The organism is Paraburkholderia sp. RL17-383-BIF-A, assembly GCF_046028015.1.
Taxonomy (GTDB): domain Bacteria; phylum Pseudomonadota; class Gammaproteobacteria; order Burkholderiales; family Burkholderiaceae; genus Paraburkholderia.
Genome location: NZ_JARESR010000029.1, coordinates 16,902 through 35,491, shown reverse-complemented (window position 1 = coordinate 35,491; position 18,590 = coordinate 16,902). Strand labels below are relative to the sequence as shown.

Below are 18,590 nucleotides of genomic sequence, written 5' to 3'. Positions count from 1 at the left end.
GTCTTGTGTGCTGCACCGGCTATTGAGCCGGATCCTATTCGACCGGCACGGGCGTCGCCGCGGGTGTGCCGGTTCGCAACGCTGCCTCCCGTCCGCCGAACGCCTCGACCAGACGCGCCTGATCCGCTTTCGCGAGCCGGTCCACGCCTTCAGGATCGAGCAGTTCCCGCAGACGCCGCTCGAACAGGTCTTTGACACCCGCGTAATCCGGCAACGCCGCGAGGTCGCGCAACTCCTGCGGATCGCGGCGCAGATCGAACAACTCGGGCGGCAAGCCGACGTAGTGATGGTATTTGTAGTCGGCATCCGCGAGCATATAGGCCGCCGTCTCCGAGCCGACGGCATGGTACTCGCTAAACGCAAGCCGCCCGGGTCGATCCGGCGCATTGGCCAGTTTTGCCAGCGACTCGCCGGGGCTGGTGTTGCCGGGTGCCGCGCAACCGGTGCGCTCCAGAATCGTATTCTGGATATCGATCAGCGACACCGGTGTTTCACACACCTTGCCTTTGGGAATACCGGGGCCCGCGACAATCATCGGCACGCCGGTCGACTCGCGGTACATCAGGCATTTGTTCCACATGCCGCGCTTGCCGAGGTTATCGCCATGATCGCTGCTGTAGATGATCGTGGTCGTTTCGTCGAGACCGTTGGATTTCAGCGCTGCGAGAATCTTGCCGACCTGCGCGTCGAGGAACGTGACCAGCGCGAAATAACAGGCCATCGCAAGACGGCGCCGCCCGTCGCTGCCGATGGCGGCGTCATGGTCCATATGGACCGCCTGCCGTTCGACCCACGGGTGCCGCGCATAACCGCTGGACGGATGCAGCAACGGCAGTTCGATGTTGTCGGGATCGTAGAGATCGAGGAATTCCTGCGGCACCACCAGCGGGAAATGCGGCGCGACGAGGCCCGCGAACAGCACCCAGGGCTTCGTGTTGCCGCGCTGCTCGCCGAGCCATTCGACGGCCGTATCGGCCACGCGCATGTCGAAGCGGTTGTAGTTCGACAGGCCCGGACCGATCTTGTCGTAGAGGGGTGAGCGGCCCATGGTGTGCGGCAGCGGATTGCGTACGGAGCCCCAGACCTGGCCGATCCCATCGAGGATATGCACGGGATGATGCTGACGGCGGAACCCAACGGGCGCTGCGTCGCTCCGGTAATGCAGTTTGCCGATTGAGTCGGTCAACATGCCGCTCGCCGTCAGATATTGCGCCCAGCCCGGCGTGCCGCCGTCGTACGCGATGGCGTTATCCCAGCAGCGGATGTCGTGAACATAGCGCCCTGTCGCAAGGCTCGCACGCGCCGGCACACAGATCGGTGACGGCGTATAGGCGTTGCAAAAGCGCGTGCCGCGCGCAGCGAGCGAATCCAGATTGGGTGTGTGAATGAAGGGGTGGCCGGCACAGCCCATCAAGTTGTGCTGATGTTCGTCCGACAGAATGAACAGTATGTTCGTGGCATTCATGGTGGGTATGTCAGGGCGCGCTGTGAGTGCGGCTGTCTCCTGAGCTTGATGATGGTACGCGGACGCATGACAAGCAATTGACATTTTATCGAATGCGCATAACCATAAGTTATTCGCAATGAGGAGCCCCGTGGACCCGATCGAGCGTTTTTTTCAGGCCGGATTGAAACTGAGCCACCTAAGGCTGCTGACCTTGTTCGACAGTCTTGGCCAGATCCGGCTGGTTGCCGAAACGCTGAATGTGACGCAGCCCGCCATATCGAAACAGCTTGCCGAACTCGAGGCCGGCCTCGGCGTGTCGGTCATGACGCGGGTCGGCAACCGGCTTCAGTTGACGGCCGTCGGCGAGACGCTCACGAAGCGCGCGCGAGAGGTGTTCCATCAACTCGAGCAGGCACGCTACGAAGTGGACGCGCTCACTAGTGGCCTTTCCGGCAAAATTTCAGTGGGTGCGGTCGCCACTGTGCTGCCGGTGTTCGCGCCGGAGTTGATACTTGAGTTGAAGCGGCGCGCGCCACACGTCAATGTTGCGTTGCACGAAGCGACTAGCGACCGGCTCTTTCCCTTGCTCGCGAACGGCTCACTCGATTTCGTGTTGAGCCGCACCGAGCCGGTCGGATTCGGCAAAGGGGATTTTGCGTCGCGCGCGATCATGGACGACCCGATCGTGGTGGTGTGCGGGCGAGATCATCCGCTGGCGAGCCGCAGAAACGTCGTACCGGAAGACCTGGCCGGTTCGCCCTGGATCCTGCCGCCGAAGGAGGCTCCGACGTACCTCGCTTTGCAAAGCTGGCTGGCCCAGTCGGGACTCGCGTTTCCCGATGGCTGCGTGCAGTCTATTTCCTTGCCGACCAACGAGACCATGTTGGCGAACTACCCGTTTCTGGCGTTAATGCCGCTGGCCGTCGCGCGCAAGCGAGCAGGCCGTGCCGGTCTCGCCATCCTCGCCCTGCCTGGCGCGAGCTTTCTTGAGACCGTGCAATTGTTCTATAGCACTTCGTCTGTGAATTCCGTGTTGCCGGCCGCGCTGGAATGCGTCAACGCAGTTCAGGAGCGTCTATGCCGGTCGACAGCTGATTGACGTGAGCCGGTCCAATGGCCCGGAGCGAAAGACGGCTTACGAGTCGATCGCCAAGCCTGAACGGACGCCCGCTGATCGGCCCAATTAGGTCATTCGGTGATCGACAGACCTATGCGCAGAGCCTACGACGCTCCGAATGAAGCGATCAAAGCCGCGCCGTGTCGGGGGTGACGGTAACTCGATCACACCACCATTCAGTCTCCGGGCAAGCAAACTCTATACGACAGAAAGAACCGCAGGATCTCCAGAGCGCCAGACATTGTCGACCGTGTTCCGCGTGATGACCCAGACGTCGCCCTCTCTTGCCAGTTCGACATCGTAGCGGTTCTTCATCAGATAGTGACGAGTGTGATCGTCCCGTGGGACATGCAGGGCTTCCACAAGTGCATCCAGGCGCGCCGTGTCACCGTTGATGGTGACGCGTGGGTTTGTCACGGAGTGCGTTGTATCCAGTGTCGCGAGAGAGGCAGTCAAGGCAGCAACGATAACTTCTCTGCCCTCGATGACCGGGTAGTCGAACCCGGCTTTAGCAGCGGCCGGGCGAAAGTCCGATACGGCGTTTTCTGCGAGAGAGGACGATAGAAGATTCCTGTCACGAAGGTCAATGCCAGCGGCGAAGCGGAAGAGGGCATCGACAGCCGCAAGCCTGTCCGCTGCATCGCTAACAGGTGCGATCAGCCTTCGGATCTCGGCGACGTAGGCGCGCCGCGTATGCGGCGATCGGACGGTGCGTTCTGCCAGGAAGGCCATGACGGCGGCACCGTCATCCGGGACGGCAAAGCTGTTGGTCGCGCGGTCGCGGTTCGCGAACCTGCCCGTCCTTTTCAGCCAGGGATCGTTCCCGAACGACTCCAGCGTTGATGTGGTGGTGACAAATAAAGCATAAGGTGACCGGTAGAACGGCCTTATGCTTTATTTGTCAATCACCTGACGCACCGAAACCCCGCATACACATACTGATAATGCGGCTGAAACCAGTTGCGGAAAGTCGGCCGCAACATGCACTGCGCGGTGCGCGCCGAGCCGCCTTTGATCACAAAATGCTGGCCGTCGAAGAAGTTAGCGGAATAGCCCAGATAAAACGAAAACGCTTCGAACCCGGGCAGGGCGTCGAACACCGTCGAGGTCCACTCCCAGCCATTACCGAATTGACCTTCGACACCGAATGCGCTGACGTTATCCGGATACGCGTCCACCGGTTGCGGGTTCCAACTGCGAAAATCGAAATTACCCGACGCGGCGTGCGGGGCGCCGTGTGCGGCACGCTGCCATTGCGCCTCGGTGGGGAGCGCCTTGCCTGCCCAGCGGGCGTAAGCGCTGGCTTCTGCGTGGCTCACGTACGCGGGCCAGTCGAGCGGCAATGGGACTTCGTCGAACATGGTGCGCAGCATCCACGCGCCGCCTTCGCTATCTTCGCCGTGAGCGCGCCGCGACCAGCAGGCGGGATGCTCGATGTGCTCGGCCTCCCTCCACGCCCAATCCTTTTGCGACCACCATTTCGGCTCGCGATAGCCGCCTGCCTCGATGAACTCGCGAAACGCGCCGTTCGTCACCATGTAGCGATCGATCTCGAAGGCGGGCACGTCGACACGCAGTTCGCCGAACTCGTTGTCCCAACCGAAGCGGCCGCCTTCGCGCGCCATACCGAGCACAGTCGCGCCGGCCGGCACGCTCACCATCGACGACAGCGCGTCCCGTGCTCCGCCGCGCGTCAAGACGGGCTCGCGCAGTTCGGTGACCTTCTGCGCAAGCGGCAACTGATGGAGCATGTACGCCAGCGTCTCGGCGTGCATCAACCGGTGCTCGATGGCGACATTCAGCAATTGCCCGGCGGTCGCGGCTTGGGTGACGTCGCGGCCGGGTTGCGCGGCATGCGTCAGAGCATCCAGCTCGCGGTCGATCTGCTCGCGCGCGCGCAAGCCGTAGCCGCGAACGGTGTCGCGCGACGGCCAGTCGCTGGGCTGATCGGTCGGAAAACCACCGTCGACAGGGTCGATGCCGAAGGCAAAAAGCTGGTCGAGCTGCGGATCGAACGCGGGCAGATCGCACAGGCGCTGATCGAGCAGATTACGATCGAAAGCTTCCAGATGGCCGATGTAAAACACGATCCGGTGGCGCTCACGGATCGGGCGTTCATACAAAAACTCGGGTTTGACGATAGAAAACAGTGCGTCGGTGACTTGACGCGCTTCGATCAGGCGCTGGACGAGCGGGTGATGCGGGGCGGGGTCGCGATTCATTTCGCCGGGTCTCCTTGCGGGGGACGGACTAAAGACTGTACCCGCTCGCAGGAGCCATGCCAAGACGAAAGCGCGTTAAAAGAAGTGGGCGGGGAGCATCGGCCGGGCTCCCGCCGGCAGGCTAGACCCGCCGCAGACCTTCCAGATCGACGATCCGTATGTGCTTGCCCTGTGTGTCGATCAGGCCGCGCTTTTGAAATCTTGACAGGGTGCGGCTCACGGTTTCAAGCGTCATGCCGAGGTAGCTGCCCATGTCTTCGCGTGTCATGCGCAGATTGAATTCCGCCGACGAATACCCCCGCTGTGCATTGCGCTCTGACACGTCGAGCAGGAATGCGGCGACCCGTTCGTCCGCCGAGAGCGAGCCGAGCACCATCATCTGCGCTGCTTCGCGCACGATCTGCTCCCCCAGCAGTTTGTGCATGCGTTCCTGCATCGAACTGATTTCCCGGCATAGCGACTTGAGTGCGGTGTAGGGCACGATGCACACGGTGCTGTCTTCGAGAGCGACGGCACTGCAGGCATGCACGTCGTTGCTGATGCCGTCGAGGCCGAGCGCTTCGCCGGCGAGCCGCAGACCCGTGACCTGTTCGCGGCCACCGCGGTGCGCCATGATGGTTTTCATCGAACCGGAACGCACCGCGTAAATATTGTCGAAACGGTCCCCGCTGCGATACAGCGCCTCACCTCGCGGTACGGAGCGCGCGGAGCATATGAGCGTTTCGAGTTTCGCGAGTTCGTCGGGCGACAGGCCGTGAGGCATGCAGAGTTGCCGCATGGCGCAACTCGAACAGCGCGCAGTGGTGCGCGTGCTTGCCCTTGACGACACCGCACGGCGGCTGCCGCGCGTCGGCAATGCGCTAGCGGCGGACGCGGTGGATTCAGCAGTTCCGTCGGAGCGCGTAACAGCAGTAGGAGTGAGCATGTTCTGCAGCCAATGGTCAGGTATAGAAGGATTGTCCCACCGGCCACACTGCCTGCTTCGCGACAAAATGACGCGTTCAGGAAGTTAGGTATCTTGATCGATATCGCTGGCGGCGATTCTGATGGAACTGCTATAAGCAACGAGCGGTGAGGCCCTGCTCGCGCTCTTGCACGAGGTCGTGCGTTGTAGCTCGGGCGCACGAGCAGCGAATACGCCGCGTGCATCGCGCGCCGCTGCATTCAGTCTGCGTCGCCGGTCTTACCTGCGGCGGATGGAACCAGCAGCACGGGCAAGCTCGCCTGGCGCACGCAGCGTTCGGCGACACTGCCGAGGATCAGGCGTTGAAAGCCGCGCCGTCCGTGCGTGCCCATCACCAGCAGATCGGCTTTGAAATGGGCGGCGGCTTTGAGCACTACCGTTGCCACATCATCGAGCGACGACGCCTCGCCTACCACCAGCTCGCCCTTCACGCCGTGTTCGATCATGGTCCTGGCGAATTCAGCGCCGAGTTCCTTGCCCTCTTCGACGAGACGGTTTCGCAATACGGAGGGATCGTAGCCGGGCGCTTCGAAATAAAGCGGCGTGTTTTCTACGACATAGAACGGCCGCAAGATTGCGCCGTTGGATTTGGCGAGCGCAAGCGCTGCTTCGAACGCACGGCGCGAGGTACTGCTGCCGTCGACCGCTACAAGGATGCGTGTGTACATATCGACTCCGTGTCTCGAGGAATTGAATGCCGCTGCCGTTTCGATTGGCTGGGGCGATTGCCACGTCGATTGGCACTTCATTGCCAACGAAAGCTTAAATGGTCGCTGAAGAACATGCACTCAACCTGGATGTAAATCAAACTCTTGTCAAATTTTGCGTCGAGGTGTCTTGCCGGATAAGCGCCGGACGGCCAGAACCTGTGGCATTCGCCGCACTTCGGGACGCAGGGACGTGATCAGACCAGCGTCGGGTTTGCCTTACAATTGGAACCTACTCAGACAAGCTGCCGCAGCCCGCCGATGAACGAGCGCAAAACGAAGGGTTTGCCCGACAGAATCTACGGCGACATCCTCAACCGCATTGTCGAAGGCGAGTACAAGGAAGGGGAGCGCTTGCCAACCGAGCATGCGTTGGCCGAACGTTTTGCCACATCACGGCCAACGGTGCGCGAGGCGCTGGCGCGCTTGCGGGCCGACGGCATCATCGCGACGCGGCACGGATCGGGGACAACGGTCGCGCGTCGCCCGGACCCCGACGTGCGCCGCTTCGCCCCACTCGAAACGCTGTCCGACATACGCCGCTGCTATGAATTCCGCATCGTCACCGAAGCGGGCGCGGCGGAGCAGGCGGCGCTCAAAGCCGATGCCGACGACATGGCTGCCATCCAGCATGCATGGGACCAGTTGGAGCGGATCATCGAAACGCAGGGTATCGGCGCCCAGGACGACTTCATGTTCCACCTCGCGGTGGCGCGTGCGTCGAAGAACCCGTTTTTCATCACGGTCATGTCGTTCATCGAAGAGCAGATCCTCTTCAGCATGAACCTGTCGCGCAATCTTTCGCTGGTGAAGACGGTAGAGCGGCAGCGACTCGTGCAGGCGGAGCATAAGGCGGTGCTCGAAGCGATCCGCCGCAAGGACGGGCTGGCCGCCGGAAATGCGATGCGAGCGCATCTCGAGAACGCGCTCGACAGAATGTTCGGCTCCTGAGTCTCCCGCGCGCCGACGCCGAACGGTTGGGCCGAAGCGCCATGGCGCCGGCGGGTCGAGGCGAGCCCGGCAAGGCCCGGCCCGGCGCTGGCGCCGCCCCACCCGTTGCGGCGAAATGGCGGCGCAGCAACTGCGGTGCAGCAGCTAGGCAGCAACGGCGATCGGCCCGAACAATGCAGTACGGGTCTTTGGACTCACCGCGATATCGAGCGCCACGGCCCGCTCCACGCCGATCTGCAACGGCGACCCAAGCCGGCTGATTTCGATGCCGGTCTTGCGCAGCAAGCGCTCGATCGGCGTGGTGGTGACCGTGACATAACGCGTAATGCCCATCTGGTCGGCGAATGTCACCAGTTCGTGAATCGCCTGCATGGTGACGTCCGCAAAGCCAAACGATTGCTCCTCGCCGCCGGTTTCGATCGCGAACCGGCTCAATTCCCAGATATGCCGCCCAACCGGCGCCGCCGCGCCGTGGAGCAATTGCGGGAAAGTGTCCTTCAGCATATTCGGCCCTTCGGTCGGCATCAGGCGCCAACAGCCGCGCACCTGCCTGTTGTCGCCCTGGATCAGCATGTAATGCGGCCCGAGCGCGTCATAGCCGTCGATTTCCATGCCGGCGATAGTCGGGATATCCCACCCGAGCCGCCCGTGAAATACCCGGGCGCGCAGCCGGTACATCTCGTTGATGTCCTCGTTATCGAATTCCTGACGCATTCCAATCCGGATTGCTGTTTGCATGACGTTCTCCTGAACGTGTTGGGGTACCCAATACGCAAGAAAACTTATGCATTTTGAATCGTTCCGCCACCTACCTACCTGGATAGGTGTGCATGCTTATCGGGTAAAGCAGAATTCGAGACAAGCACTTGCCCTCAACCGACAGGACACGAAAATGGAACTTCTCGAAAATCATTGGCAGCCGCAAACCGGCCTTCAAACGCGCCCGGCAGAGCCTTCCACGGCGGTTGACCGGGTTCTGATCATTGCTTACCGCAAAAAGAAAAAAGAGAGTCAGCGCCGTTTCTGGGCCCGCTTCGGTGTGACGCAGTCGCGTGGCAGCCGTTTCGAGTCGGGTGCCGAAATCCCGGCGCCGGTCGCCATCCTGCTCGGCCTGTATTTCACCAAAACCGTGTCCGACGCCGATCTGGGCCGCGCCGAGCGCGTGCTTTACAGCCGTGACGCCGCTTTGCTCAACCCGGGTCAATAAGCCCGAGCTGGGCTGCGATTACGGCCGCCGCGCGCCGCGAATTCACACCGAACTTCGTTCTGATGTTCTTCATGTGGAAGTTCACCACGGCTTCCGAACAGTTCAGGATGTGGGATATTTCCCACGTGGATTTGCCGCGTGCGGTCCATTTCAGGCATTCGCGTTCACGCGGCGTCAATTTGGGCAATAAGGTCTGGGCGTGCGTATTCAAATGCCGCTGGCTGGTATCAATGACGAGATCACGCAGCAGTACCAGATTCGGCAATGCCACGTTGATATGACGCCAGAACTCGTCGTTGGGATTGCTGTCATTGACGAAGCAAATCATGCCGGCTTCCTGGTTCGGTCCATGAATCGGCAATGTCACGCCGGCGCGCAGTCCTTGCGCACGCGCTTCCTCGTACATGGAAAGCTGCGGCGCGGTCGTGAAAATATCCGGTGACCAGATCAGCGGCGCCGCGCGTGTCGCGCAATGCGACACGGTCGGATCGATATGGACCAGTCCCTGCTCGTCATATGTACGGCGCCATACGGGCGCGTACGTGCTACGCACATAGGCGTCTTCGAGGCGGATCGTCGGGCGCGGCAGCATGGCGATCAGCAGCTTGTCGAACCCCCACGTCTCCGCAAGACCCGAGATTGCACCGAACCATTCCGCTTCGTCGGCGGCGTTCAGTAGCGGTGCCATCTCCTCGATAAAATGTAGCGGCAATTTTTACTCTCTCAGGCTCGCAAACATCCCGTTGCGGTTAACTGCGGTCGGCATTCCGTCCGGTGGTTTTTTATCTGCACAATCTATCACTAAAATTTAATTTGCAAAGCCGGAATGATTTCTAACAAAAAGGTTAAGGCCGCACTTTGGCGATCAGTGAGTTGCCTGTTTTGCCGCGATTTTATGCGCTAATTAACATTTGCCGGCTGTTAATGGCGCTAAATGTCTCGCAACAGCGTTTTGATGCCAATCGTTGGCAACTTTATTGTGAAACGATTCTAATTGGCGATCCTTGCCAAAATATCAGTCATAATCGCACTAATTGCCGAAATCGACCGGCATTGCCAGCCGATTGCCGCAGCATGCGTTCCCCACCGGCTCTATTGTCATACAAAAGAGAGGCAGAGTAATCTGCGATCTTCGCAAGCAATACAGGGAATTCGCGAGGCTCGCGTTGGAGCACGAATTCGCGCAAGCCAACCCCTACTTGAACCGCCAGCATGACCGACAACAGCCGACGCTATCCCGATCCTTCCATCCGTCAGTTCGATCCGCGCTTCAAGCCGCTGATTCTCGCTTCCGCCTCCGTCGAGTGTTTGTATCAAGGCGCGCGCTGGTCCGAGGGGCCGGTCTGGTTCGGCGACGGACGTTATCTGCTGTGGAGCGACATTCCGAACGACCGGATCCTGCGTTGGGACGAACCGAGCGGCACGGTGTCGACGTTTCGCCAGTCGTCGAACAACGCCAATGGGCATACGCGCGACCGGCAAGGCCGCCTCGTCAGTTGCGAACATCTGACGCGCCGCGTCACGCGCACGGAATACGACGGCTCGATCACCGTGCTCGCCGATCGTTATCGCGGCAAGCGCTTCAATTCGCCGAACGACGTGATCGTGAAATCGGACGGGTCGATCTGGTTCAGCGATCCGACCTTCGGTATCGACGGTTTCTACGAGGGTGAGCGGCAGGAGTCCGAACTGCCGGCATGCGTGTACCGGGTCGACGGCCAAACCGGCGAAGTCTCCATGGTTGCCGACGACGTGTTGGGACCCAATGGCCTCGCGTTTTCGCCGGACGAGTCGGTCCTGTACATCGTCGAATCGCGCGGCGAGCCGCGCAAGATCCGCGCGTTCGACGTGGAAGGCGCCGGCACCGGCACCGGCACCACGCTGACGAACAACCGGGTGTTGATCGACGCGGGTCCGGGTACGCCGGACGGCTTTCGCGTCGATATTCACGGCAATTTGTGGTGCGGCTGGGGCATGGGCACGGACGAACTCGACGGCGTACGCGTCTTCACACCGCAAGGCGAGCCGCTCGGCCATATCGCGTTGCCTGAACGTTGCGCGAACGTGTGTTTCGGCGGACGACATCGCAACCGTCTGTTCATGGCGGCAAGCCACGGGCTTTATTCGCTCTATGTGAATACGCAAGGTGTGCAAGGCGGCTAGTTGTCTGGCAAGTAGTCATCAGATTTCATGAACGGCTCCGGGTTTGCCCTTGGATGCCGCGCGCAAATCATTGAACGGCAAGGATTCAGCGCCAGAACTGTTATTTTCGGCAGCCGGAAGCTGCCGCGAGCATTTGCTTGACATCAGCTGTCCCGCTTCGCTATGTTCCATTGGTAGAAAGACACCGTCCGCAGCGCAACCGATCGGCGGACTTACATACCAAGAAGCGAGGAGACGCAATGACTGTTTCAGACAGGTTGGCGCTCAGGCTGGTGTCCGTATGTCTCGCGGCGAGCGCCGCCTTCGCATCCGCCGCGCACGCGGCCGATCCGGTCACGCTCAATATCGTCGACGTGGCCGGCGACCTTCAACTCACGCAAAAGGGCTTCGAGGCCTTCAAGGCGAAGTATCCGAACCTCGTCGCCAATCTCACCTTCACGAACGCGCCCGCTCCACAACTGCCCGGCAAAATCAAGGCGATGCAGGCCGCGGGCCGCTCCGATATCGATCTCGTGCTGACCGGCACCGACGCGCTCGCCGCCGGCATCGAACAGTCTCTGTGGATGAAGCTGCTGCCCGACAACGCAGCGGCGTTCCCCGGCGTGCTCGACAAATACGCGCCGGGCCCGCGCAAGATGCAGGATCTCGCGCAGGGTTTCGGGCTCGAGGTCGCCTATATGCCGGCCGGTCCGCTGCTCGAGTACAACCCCGCCAAAGTCAGCGATCCGCCGAAAACGCCTGAGCAATTGCTGCAATGGTGCAAGGCGCATCCGGACAAACTGATCTACGCACGGCCGGCGAACTCCGGTCCCGGCCGCACGTTTCTGATGGGCTTGCCCTACGTGCTCGGTGACAAGGATCCGCAGGATCCGATTCACGGTTGGGACAAGACGTGGGCCTTCCTCAAGCAACTGAACGATTGCATTCCTTACTATCCGGGCGGCACGTCGGCAGTGATGAAGGAACTTGGCGAGGGCACGCGCGACATGACCGTGACGGTCACAGGCTGGGACATCAATCCGCGCGCGCTCGGCATCGTGCCGGCCGAATTCCGCGTGCAGGCGTTCGACAACATGACGTGGGTGAACGACGCGCATTACATGGTGATTCCGAAAGGCGTGCCGAAGGAAAAGCTCGACGTGCTCTACAAACTGATGAATTTCATGCTCGAGCCGGCGCAGCAGGCCATGACCTACGACGACGGTTATTTCTATCCTGGTCCCGCGATCAAGGGCGTGAGCGTCGAGCAGGCGCCCGCGCACAGCCAGGACGTGCTGAAGAAATACGGCCGGCCGGAATACGCGAAGCTACTCACCGAGCGTCCGCATGCATTGCCGCTCAATGCCGCCGCGATGGTCGCGGCATTCAAGAAATGGGACACCGAGGTCGGCGCGCAGAAGACCAAATAGTCTGCGCGTGTGGCCATGCATGCATGGCGTTGCGATCCACGCGTGGTGCGTGACACGACGCGCCACGCGCATCAGGAAACCGCCATGAAGCATCACTTTGAGCAGTTGCGGCTCGATTCGGTGAGCCGCAGTTTCACGAATGCTGAAGGCCACGCGGTCGCGGCGCTGCGCGGACTCGACCTGACGATCCGGCGCGGCGAGTTCATCGCGTTACTTGGGCCTTCGGGGTGTGGCAAATCGACGGCGCTGAATTGCATCGCCGGATTGCAGCCGTTGAGCGGCGGCGGCATCTGGCTCGACGACAAACGCATCGACGTGCTGCCGCCGGAGAAGCGCGGCTTCGGCATGGTGTTTCAGAACTACGCGCTATTTCCGCATATGAGCGTGCTGGACAATGTCGGCTTCGGTCTGAAAATGCGCGGCGTCGGCAAGAGCGACGCCATGCGCCGCGCGCGCGAAGCGTTGCAACTCGTGCAACTGGTCGGACATGAACGCAAGCTGCCCGGACAACTATCCGGCGGCCAGCAGCAGCGTGTGGCGATTGCGCGCGCAATCGTGATCGAGCCGCCGCTGATCCTGATGGACGAACCGCTATCGAACCTCGATACCAGACTGCGGATCGAAATGCGGGCGGAGATTCGCCGCATTCATAGCCAGCTCGAACGCGCGACGCTCTACGTGACCCACGATCAGGACGAAGCGCTTTCCATGGCCGACCGCATTGTCGTGATGAAGGAGGGTGTGGTTCAACAGGTGGCCACGCCGAAAGAGGTCTATACGCGGCCTCAGAATCTGCATGTCGCACGTTTCATGGGCTATCGCAACGTGGCCGAATTCGAACTCGAAGGCATGCAGGGCGAAGGCGTGCTGGTGAGTGCAAACGGTGTACGTTTGATCGGCATGCCAATGGTCGGTTTCAACAGCAAACGCGTGAGTGTCGCGCTGCGTCCCGAAGATATGGAACGCGCCGCGCCCGGCGCGGACAATGCTTTCGACGCGCTGGTGACTACCGTCGAATACGGTGGCCGCGATTCGTTGCTGCGGGTGAAGACCGCATTCGGCGATATCTGGGCGCGCGTGGGCGGAGAATTCGCGGAGGGCGAGCGCATCAGCCTGCGTGTGCCGCCCTCGCGCACGCTCGTCTACGAGGCAGAGGCGGCATGAATACGCCCACGCTGTCGCCGCCGCTCGCGCCGCGCGACGCCAAGGCGTGGCTCGTCGCGCCGGCGTTGATCTTCATTGTCGCGTTGTTCATTTATCCGTTTGCGTATGGTCTGGTGCTGTCGTTCCGGCCGATGAACGGCGGCGGCCTCTGGGCCAACTATCTGGCGTTCTTCACCGACACGTCGATGTGGCCCACCATTCTCGTCACGCTCAAGCTCGCGGTGCCCGCCACGCTCATCAACGTGGGCGTTTCGGTGCCGGTGGCGTTTGCACTGCGGCGCTACTCGCGCTATCAGAAGCTGGTCACGACGCTGCTGGTGATTCCCGTGACTCTGGGCACGGTGTTGATCGCGGATGGCATGCTCACGTACTTCGGCCCGAACGGCTGGTTTCCGCAGGCGCTGCAGGGTCTGCATCTCTATACGCGCGAAGTGCGCCTCACGCATAACTTCTGGGGCGTGCTGATCTCGCTGATCGTGTCGGGTTTTCCGTTCGCGTTTCTGCTGACGCTCTCGTACGTAACCGGCATCGACCCGACGCTCGCGAGCGCGGCGGCGACGCTCGGCGCCAGTCCGTGGCAGCAGTTTCGCCGCATCTATCTGCCGCTGCTCGTGCCGGGGTTGACGATGGCGGCGTGTCTGTCGTTCGTGCAGGCGTTTTCGGTGTTTCCTTCGGCGGTGCTGCTCGGCGCGCCCGCCGGCCCGACTCGCGTCATGTCGATCGCCGCCGCCGAGGCCGCATTCGAAAGCTACGATTATTCATTGGCCTCCGCGATCGCGATGGTGATGGGCTTCGTGCAACTCGTGGTGGTTGCGGCGATGCTCGGCGCGCGCCGCTTCTTCTACAGCGGTCCGGTGACGGGAGGCAAAGGCTGATGACGACCGAGGATCGCGCGGCACCGCGTTCGTGGCCGGCGTCGGCTTCGAAAGATCACGACGACGGCGCGCACGAGCCGGATAAGCGTACCGGCCACAGCCGGCAGCGCACCAGCGTGCCGGGCCGCGTCTGGCGCGTGCTCGTATGGGGCGCGATGGTGTTCTTCCTCCTCAACGTGGTGCTGCTGATCGCGACCGTGGCGGTCAATTCGGTGGCGACGCGCTGGTTCGGCACCCTGTTGCCGCAAGGCTTCACGTTGCATTGGTATGCGCAGGCGTGGAGCGATTTTCAACTAGCGAGCGTGTTGTGGGTGACCGTCGAAGTGGTCGGCGCAGTCGTGCTGCTGTCGGTCCTGCTCGGCGTGCCGGCGGCCTATGCGCTTGCGCGCGTGCAATTTCCCGGCAAGCGCCTCGCGATGCTGATCTTCCTGTTGCCGTTGATGGTGCCGCCCGTCACGTATGGCATTCCGATGGCGACGGTCATGTACAAGGTCGGCCTTGCCGGCACGCTGAGCGGCGTGATCCTGGCGAACCTCGTGCCCGCACTGCCGTTCGTCATTCTCGTGATGACACCGTTCATCGAACAGATCGATCCCAATCTCGAAGCGGCGGCGCGCATTTTCGGCGCCAACACGTTCCGCTATTTCCGCTACGTGCTGCTGCCGCTGCTCGTGCCCGGCATGCTGGCGGCCGGCTTGTTGGTGCTCGTGCGGACCATCGGCATGTTCGAGCTGACATTTTTCACCGCGGGGCCCGCGACGCAAACGCTCGTGGTCGCGCTGTACTACGCTGTATTTTCGACCGGCGTGCGCGCGCCGCAGTCGATCGATGCGATGGCGATGATTTACATGGCGATCACGCTGATCTGGGTGCTGATCGCCCTGCAATTCGTGAGCCCGACGCAAATCGTGTCGCGCGTGAAGGAACAGAAGCGCTGAAGCAGACCCGAAAAAACGGGCGAAAGAGAAACGTGGAGTGGACATTGACGAAGAGAAAGCAACCCGAGGATCTGCGCAGTCACCGCTGGTACGGCGTGAACGATCTGCGCTCGTTCGGCCATCGCTCGCGCACCGCGCAGATGGGCTACAACCGCGAGGAATACGCCGGCAAACCGGTCATAGCAATTCTCAACACGTGGAGCGAGATCAACGCTTGCCACACCCATTTCAAACAGCGTGTCGAGGAAGTGAAGCGTGGCATCTGGCAGGCCGGCGGCTTTCCGGTCGAACTACCGGTGCAGACGCTCTCCGAACCCTTCCAGAAGCCGACTACGATGCTGTACCGCAACTTCCTCGCCATGGAAGCCGAAGAGACCCTGCGCTCCTATCCCGCTGATGGCGTCGTGCTGATGGGCGGTTGCGACAAGACCACCCCGGCGTTGCTGATGGGCGCGATCTCGATGGACCTGCCGGCCATCTTCCTGCCCGCCGGCCCGATGCTGCGCGGCAACTGGAACGGCGTGACGCTCGGCTCCGGCTCCGACTCGTGGAAGTATTGGGCCGAACTGCGCGCGGGCACGATCACGCAGGATGACTGGCAAGGCATCGAAGGCGGCATCGCTCGTTCGCCGGGCCACTGCATGACGATGGGCACCGCGTCGACCATGACGAGCGCGGCCGAAGCGCTCGGCTTCACGCTGCCCGGTTTCGCGTCGATCCCCGCCGCGGATTCCCGTCATGCGCAGATGGCGGCGAAAACCGGCGTACGCATCGTCGAGATGGTGTGGGAAGACCTCAAGCCTTCCGATCTCCTCACTGCCGGATCCGTCGATAACGCGGTGACCACGTGCCTCGCGCTCTCCGGTTCGACCAACGCGATCGTGCATATGATCGCGCTGGCGCGCCGCGCGGGCATCGAGTTGACGCTCGATCGATACGACGACATTGCGCGCCGCACGCCGGTGCTGGCGAACATTCGTCCGACCGGCGCGTATCTGATGGAGGACTTTTTCTATGCGGGCGGTTTGCGCGCTTTGCTCGCGGAACTGGGTGAACTGATCGACCGATCGCAGCAAACCGTCAATGGCCGCACGCTCGGCGAGAATCTCGAAGGCGCGCAGATTTTCAACGACGAGGTGATTCGCCGCCGCGACAAGCCGCTTCTGCCCAACAGCAGCCTTGCGGTGCTACGCGGCAATATCGCGCCCGACGGCGCCGTGATCAAACCCGGCGCCGCCGAGCCGCATCTGCTCGTGCATACCGGCCGCGCGGTGGTGTTCGCGGATTACAACGACATGGCCTCGCGCATCGACGACGAGATGCTCGACATCGACGAGCACTGCGTGATCGTGCTTCAGCATGCCGGGCCGGTCGGGGCGCCGGGCATGCCTGAATGGGGGCAATTGCCTATACCGCGGAAGTTGCTGCAAAAAGGCGTGCGCGATATGGTGCGGATCTCGGACGCGCGCATGAGCGGGACGAGTTACGGCGCGTGCGTGCTGCATGTGGCGCCGGAGTCGTTCATCGGCGGGCCGTTTGCCCTGATTGAGAGCGGCGACATGATCGAACTCGACGTTCCGCAACGCAGACTCAACCTGTTGGTGACGGACGATGAACTGGCGCGCCGCAAGGCCGCGTGGGTCAAACCGGCGCCGCGCTTTACACGCGGCTACGGCGCACTGCATCAGGCGCACGTGATGCAGGCGAATCAAGGTTGTGACTTCGATTTCCTGCAGCGCGGCGGCGCGCATGCAGCGCCGAAGCCGGACGCCGCGGGCGAGCCGGAGATTCACTGAGTTTATCGAGGGCCGTCGAGAGCGTGACGTAGCCGCCGCAGAGTGGCGACAACACTGAGAGGGGCGCGCGATACGGCCGGGCCGCCTCGCGCGAATCCTTGCGTCAATATCCCACGCGATACACGCGGCCGGTTTGCGCGCCTTCCACACTGCGCAGATAGGCCATCGCCGCACGTTGCGCCGTAACCGGCTCGAAGCCGCGGAAGTAGGGCGCATAAGCGTCCATCGCTTCCGTGAGCACGGTCGGGCTCACCACGTTGATGCGAATGGCACGAGGTAATTCGATCGCCGCGCCGCGCACGAAACCTTCGAGTGCCAGATTCATGGTGGTCGCGCTCGCGCCCTGCAGAATCGGCTCGTCGCCGATGATGCCGCTCGTCAGCGTGAACGAGCCGCCGTCGTTCACATATTGCTGGGCGGCGAGCACCACGTTGATCTGCCCCATCAGCTTGTCGCGCAACCCGACCCAGAACTGTTCGACGCTCATGTCGGGCAGCGGACCGAAATGCACTTTGCCGGTCGTGGTGACGACGCCGTCCACTTTGCCGATCTCGCGAAAGAGCCGCTCGACGCTCGCCGGGTCGGTGCTGTCGACCTGATATTGGCCGCGCGTCGCGCCGACTTCGATCACCTCATGGCGCGCCTTCAGTTCTGCGCTGACTGCCTGGCCCAACGTGCCCGTGGCGCCGATCACGACGATTTTTTTCATCTCATGCTCCGTTGAGGGTTAACGTCCTGTCGATTGTGCCGACACTCGTCAGAGGGAAAAAGACTCGCCAGCGCGCAGGTCCTGCAACCCGGAGTTTCTAATCACAGTAAAAAGCGCGCATCGTGAATCAAACGATGCGCGCTTCGCAATATACGGATTAATCGGGGCCGCCGTCGAAATTCAAACGGCGACGATAAATAGAGACGCAACGCGAATGTTTTATTTCACCCGATGTAATTCGATCAGCCGGGTAGGCCGCAGATGATTCAGCGCGTAATGAATGCGGCCGCGTTCCTGACGGCTGCCGACCGGGCGCGGATCGTCGAATTGATGATCCGCCGAATACGCGCCCTGGGGCTCGACCATGCCTTTGTCGATGACCGTATAGCCCGGCTCGAGCGCGAGCAGCAGATGATTGCCGCCAACCCGGCTGTCAAAGCCGGCCATACCGTCGTGCGCCTCGGGCACGCTGTTCGAAAGGGTGGCATTGCTGGTGGTGATCTCGTCGGGCGAGATCGGGCTGTGGCCTGCTATGCGCGCGGCTTCGAGATTCTTGCCGTCGGTGTCGACGGTGCTGTCATGTGTGCGGTCGTTGTGCAGTTCCGTCGAGTTCGTGCCGCTGCTGGCCGCGGGTTGAGTCGAATCTGCTGGCTTGTTGATATCGCTGTTCATCATGCATTCTCCTTTAAAGAGGACATGGTGTGACGTGCAGCAAAACCCGTTCCGCCTCGCACAAACCCTCATTTACTTGCGCACGCACCGCGCTTTTGCCGCAGTGGCGTGACAGGGTATTCCGCTGGCGATTGCGTCTGCTATTCTTTTCGTTTTTTTTAATGGACGCGTATTTTCTACAGAGTATGATCTTACTCCGACGAGCGAAGCGCGGTTAAATTCACGACACAGGGCACGGCTGTTTTTTCA

The 18,590-nt window shown here is 61.6% G+C and carries 18 protein-coding genes; 9 read left to right on the top strand and 9 right to left on the bottom strand.

Features of this window, described 5'->3' with window-relative positions:
- Nucleotides 1-34 precede the first annotated feature (34 nt).
- Nucleotides 35-1,465, bottom strand: coding sequence for a sulfatase family protein (locus P0D71_RS27070; RefSeq protein ID WP_408342165.1), 1,431 nt, complete (start codon nt 1,463-1,465; stop codon nt 35-37).
- Nucleotides 1,466-1,595: 130 nt separating this feature from the next.
- On the opposite strand from P0D71_RS27070, the gene P0D71_RS27065 reads away from it, so the two are divergent.
- Nucleotides 1,596-2,546, top strand: coding sequence for a LysR family transcriptional regulator (locus P0D71_RS27065; protein WP_408293805.1), 951 nt, complete (start codon nt 1,596-1,598; stop codon nt 2,544-2,546).
- A gap of 216 nt (nt 2,547-2,762) precedes the next feature.
- On the opposite strand, the gene P0D71_RS27060 is transcribed toward P0D71_RS27065, so the two are convergent.
- The 4 genes from P0D71_RS27060 to P0D71_RS27045 form a co-directional block, all read right to left on the bottom strand.
- Nucleotides 2,763-3,296 carry a nuclear transport factor 2 family protein gene (locus tag P0D71_RS27060; RefSeq protein WP_408293802.1) on the bottom strand — a complete coding sequence of 178 codons (534 nt, stop codon included), beginning with the start codon at nt 3,294-3,296 and terminating at the stop codon, nt 2,763-2,765.
- 173 nt (nt 3,297-3,469) lie between these two features.
- Nucleotides 3,470-4,786, bottom strand: a complete 1,317-nt coding sequence (locus P0D71_RS27055) for an SUMF1/EgtB/PvdO family nonheme iron enzyme (RefSeq protein ID WP_408482995.1) — start codon at nt 4,784-4,786, stop codon at nt 3,470-3,472.
- 121 nt (nt 4,787-4,907) lie between these two features.
- Nucleotides 4,908-5,711 (bottom strand): helix-turn-helix domain-containing protein, encoded by an 804-nt coding sequence (locus P0D71_RS27050; protein WP_408184324.1) that lies wholly within the window; start codon nt 5,709-5,711, stop codon nt 4,908-4,910.
- 239 nt (nt 5,712-5,950) lie between these two features.
- Nucleotides 5,951-6,418: a universal stress protein gene (locus P0D71_RS27045; RefSeq protein ID WP_408482993.1), complete on the bottom strand. Its 468-nt coding sequence runs from the start codon at nt 6,416-6,418 to the stop codon at nt 5,951-5,953.
- 300 nt (nt 6,419-6,718) lie between these two features.
- Here P0D71_RS27045 and P0D71_RS27040 point away from each other — a divergent pair, with 300 nt between their 5' ends.
- Nucleotides 6,719-7,408: a FadR/GntR family transcriptional regulator gene (locus P0D71_RS27040; RefSeq protein ID WP_091806624.1), complete on the top strand. Its 690-nt coding sequence runs from the start codon at nt 6,719-6,721 to the stop codon at nt 7,406-7,408.
- Nucleotides 7,409-7,552: 144 nt separating this feature from the next.
- Here the strand turns inward: P0D71_RS27040 and P0D71_RS27035 are convergent, their stop codons facing one another.
- Nucleotides 7,553-8,146 carry an acyl-homoserine-lactone synthase gene (locus P0D71_RS27035; RefSeq protein ID WP_091806628.1) on the bottom strand — a complete coding sequence of 198 codons (594 nt, stop codon included), beginning with the start codon at nt 8,144-8,146 and terminating at the stop codon, nt 7,553-7,555.
- A 154-nt stretch (nt 8,147-8,300) separates the two neighbouring features.
- Here P0D71_RS27035 and P0D71_RS27030 point away from each other — a divergent pair, with 154 nt between their 5' ends.
- Nucleotides 8,301-8,615: a helix-turn-helix domain-containing protein gene (locus P0D71_RS27030; RefSeq protein ID WP_091806631.1), complete on the top strand. Its 315-nt coding sequence runs from the start codon at nt 8,301-8,303 to the stop codon at nt 8,613-8,615.
- On the opposite strand, the gene P0D71_RS27025 is transcribed toward P0D71_RS27030, so the two are convergent.
- Nucleotides 8,599-9,303, bottom strand: coding sequence for a helix-turn-helix transcriptional regulator (locus P0D71_RS27025; protein ID WP_408482991.1), 705 nt, complete (start codon nt 9,301-9,303; stop codon nt 8,599-8,601). The two genes, P0D71_RS27030 and P0D71_RS27025, sit on opposite strands and share 17 nt — an antisense overlap.
- Before the next feature lie 524 nt (nt 9,304-9,827).
- Here P0D71_RS27025 and P0D71_RS27020 point away from each other — a divergent pair.
- The 6 genes from P0D71_RS27020 to araD all read left to right on the top strand — a co-directional run bounded on the left by P0D71_RS27020 (nt 9,828) and on the right by araD (nt 16,960).
- A complete protein-coding gene (locus P0D71_RS27020; protein WP_408482989.1) occupies nt 9,828-10,778 on the top strand; it encodes an SMP-30/gluconolactonase/LRE family protein in 951 nt (316 codons plus the stop codon).
- 239 nt (nt 10,779-11,017) lie between these two features.
- Nucleotides 11,018-12,187 (top strand): extracellular solute-binding protein, encoded by a 1,170-nt coding sequence (locus P0D71_RS27015; RefSeq protein ID WP_408482987.1) that lies wholly within the window; start codon nt 11,018-11,020, stop codon nt 12,185-12,187.
- A gap of 84 nt (nt 12,188-12,271) precedes the next feature.
- A complete protein-coding gene (locus P0D71_RS27010; RefSeq protein WP_408482985.1) occupies nt 12,272-13,351 on the top strand; it encodes an ABC transporter ATP-binding protein in 1,080 nt (359 codons plus the stop codon).
- Nucleotides 13,348-14,226: an ABC transporter permease gene (locus P0D71_RS27005; protein WP_408184317.1), complete on the top strand. Its 879-nt coding sequence runs from the start codon at nt 13,348-13,350 to the stop codon at nt 14,224-14,226. Before P0D71_RS27010 ends, P0D71_RS27005 begins: the two co-directional genes overlap by 4 nt.
- The gene (locus P0D71_RS27000; protein WP_408482983.1) at nt 14,226-15,164 is read left to right on the top strand and encodes an ABC transporter permease; all 939 of its coding nucleotides are present in this window, start codon (nt 14,226-14,228) and stop codon (nt 15,162-15,164) included. Before P0D71_RS27005 ends, P0D71_RS27000 begins: the two co-directional genes overlap by 1 nt.
- A 44-nt stretch (nt 15,165-15,208) precedes the next feature.
- On the top strand, nt 15,209-16,960 hold the full coding sequence (gene araD, locus P0D71_RS26995; protein WP_408482981.1) for an L-arabinonate dehydratase: 1,752 nt from the start codon (nt 15,209-15,211) through the stop codon (nt 16,958-16,960).
- A 103-nt stretch (nt 16,961-17,063) separates the two neighbouring features.
- On the opposite strand, the gene P0D71_RS26990 is transcribed toward araD, so the two are convergent.
- Together P0D71_RS26990 and P0D71_RS26985 are read right to left on the bottom strand one after the other, a co-directional pair.
- Entirely contained in the window at nt 17,064-17,669 is a 606-nt protein-coding gene (locus P0D71_RS26990) for a short chain dehydrogenase (RefSeq protein WP_408482979.1), read from the bottom strand.
- 219 nt (nt 17,670-17,888) lie between these two features.
- Nucleotides 17,889-18,341 (bottom strand): DUF3005 domain-containing protein, encoded by a 453-nt coding sequence (locus P0D71_RS26985; protein WP_408483070.1) that lies wholly within the window; start codon nt 18,339-18,341, stop codon nt 17,889-17,891.
- Nucleotides 18,342-18,590 lie beyond the last annotated feature (249 nt).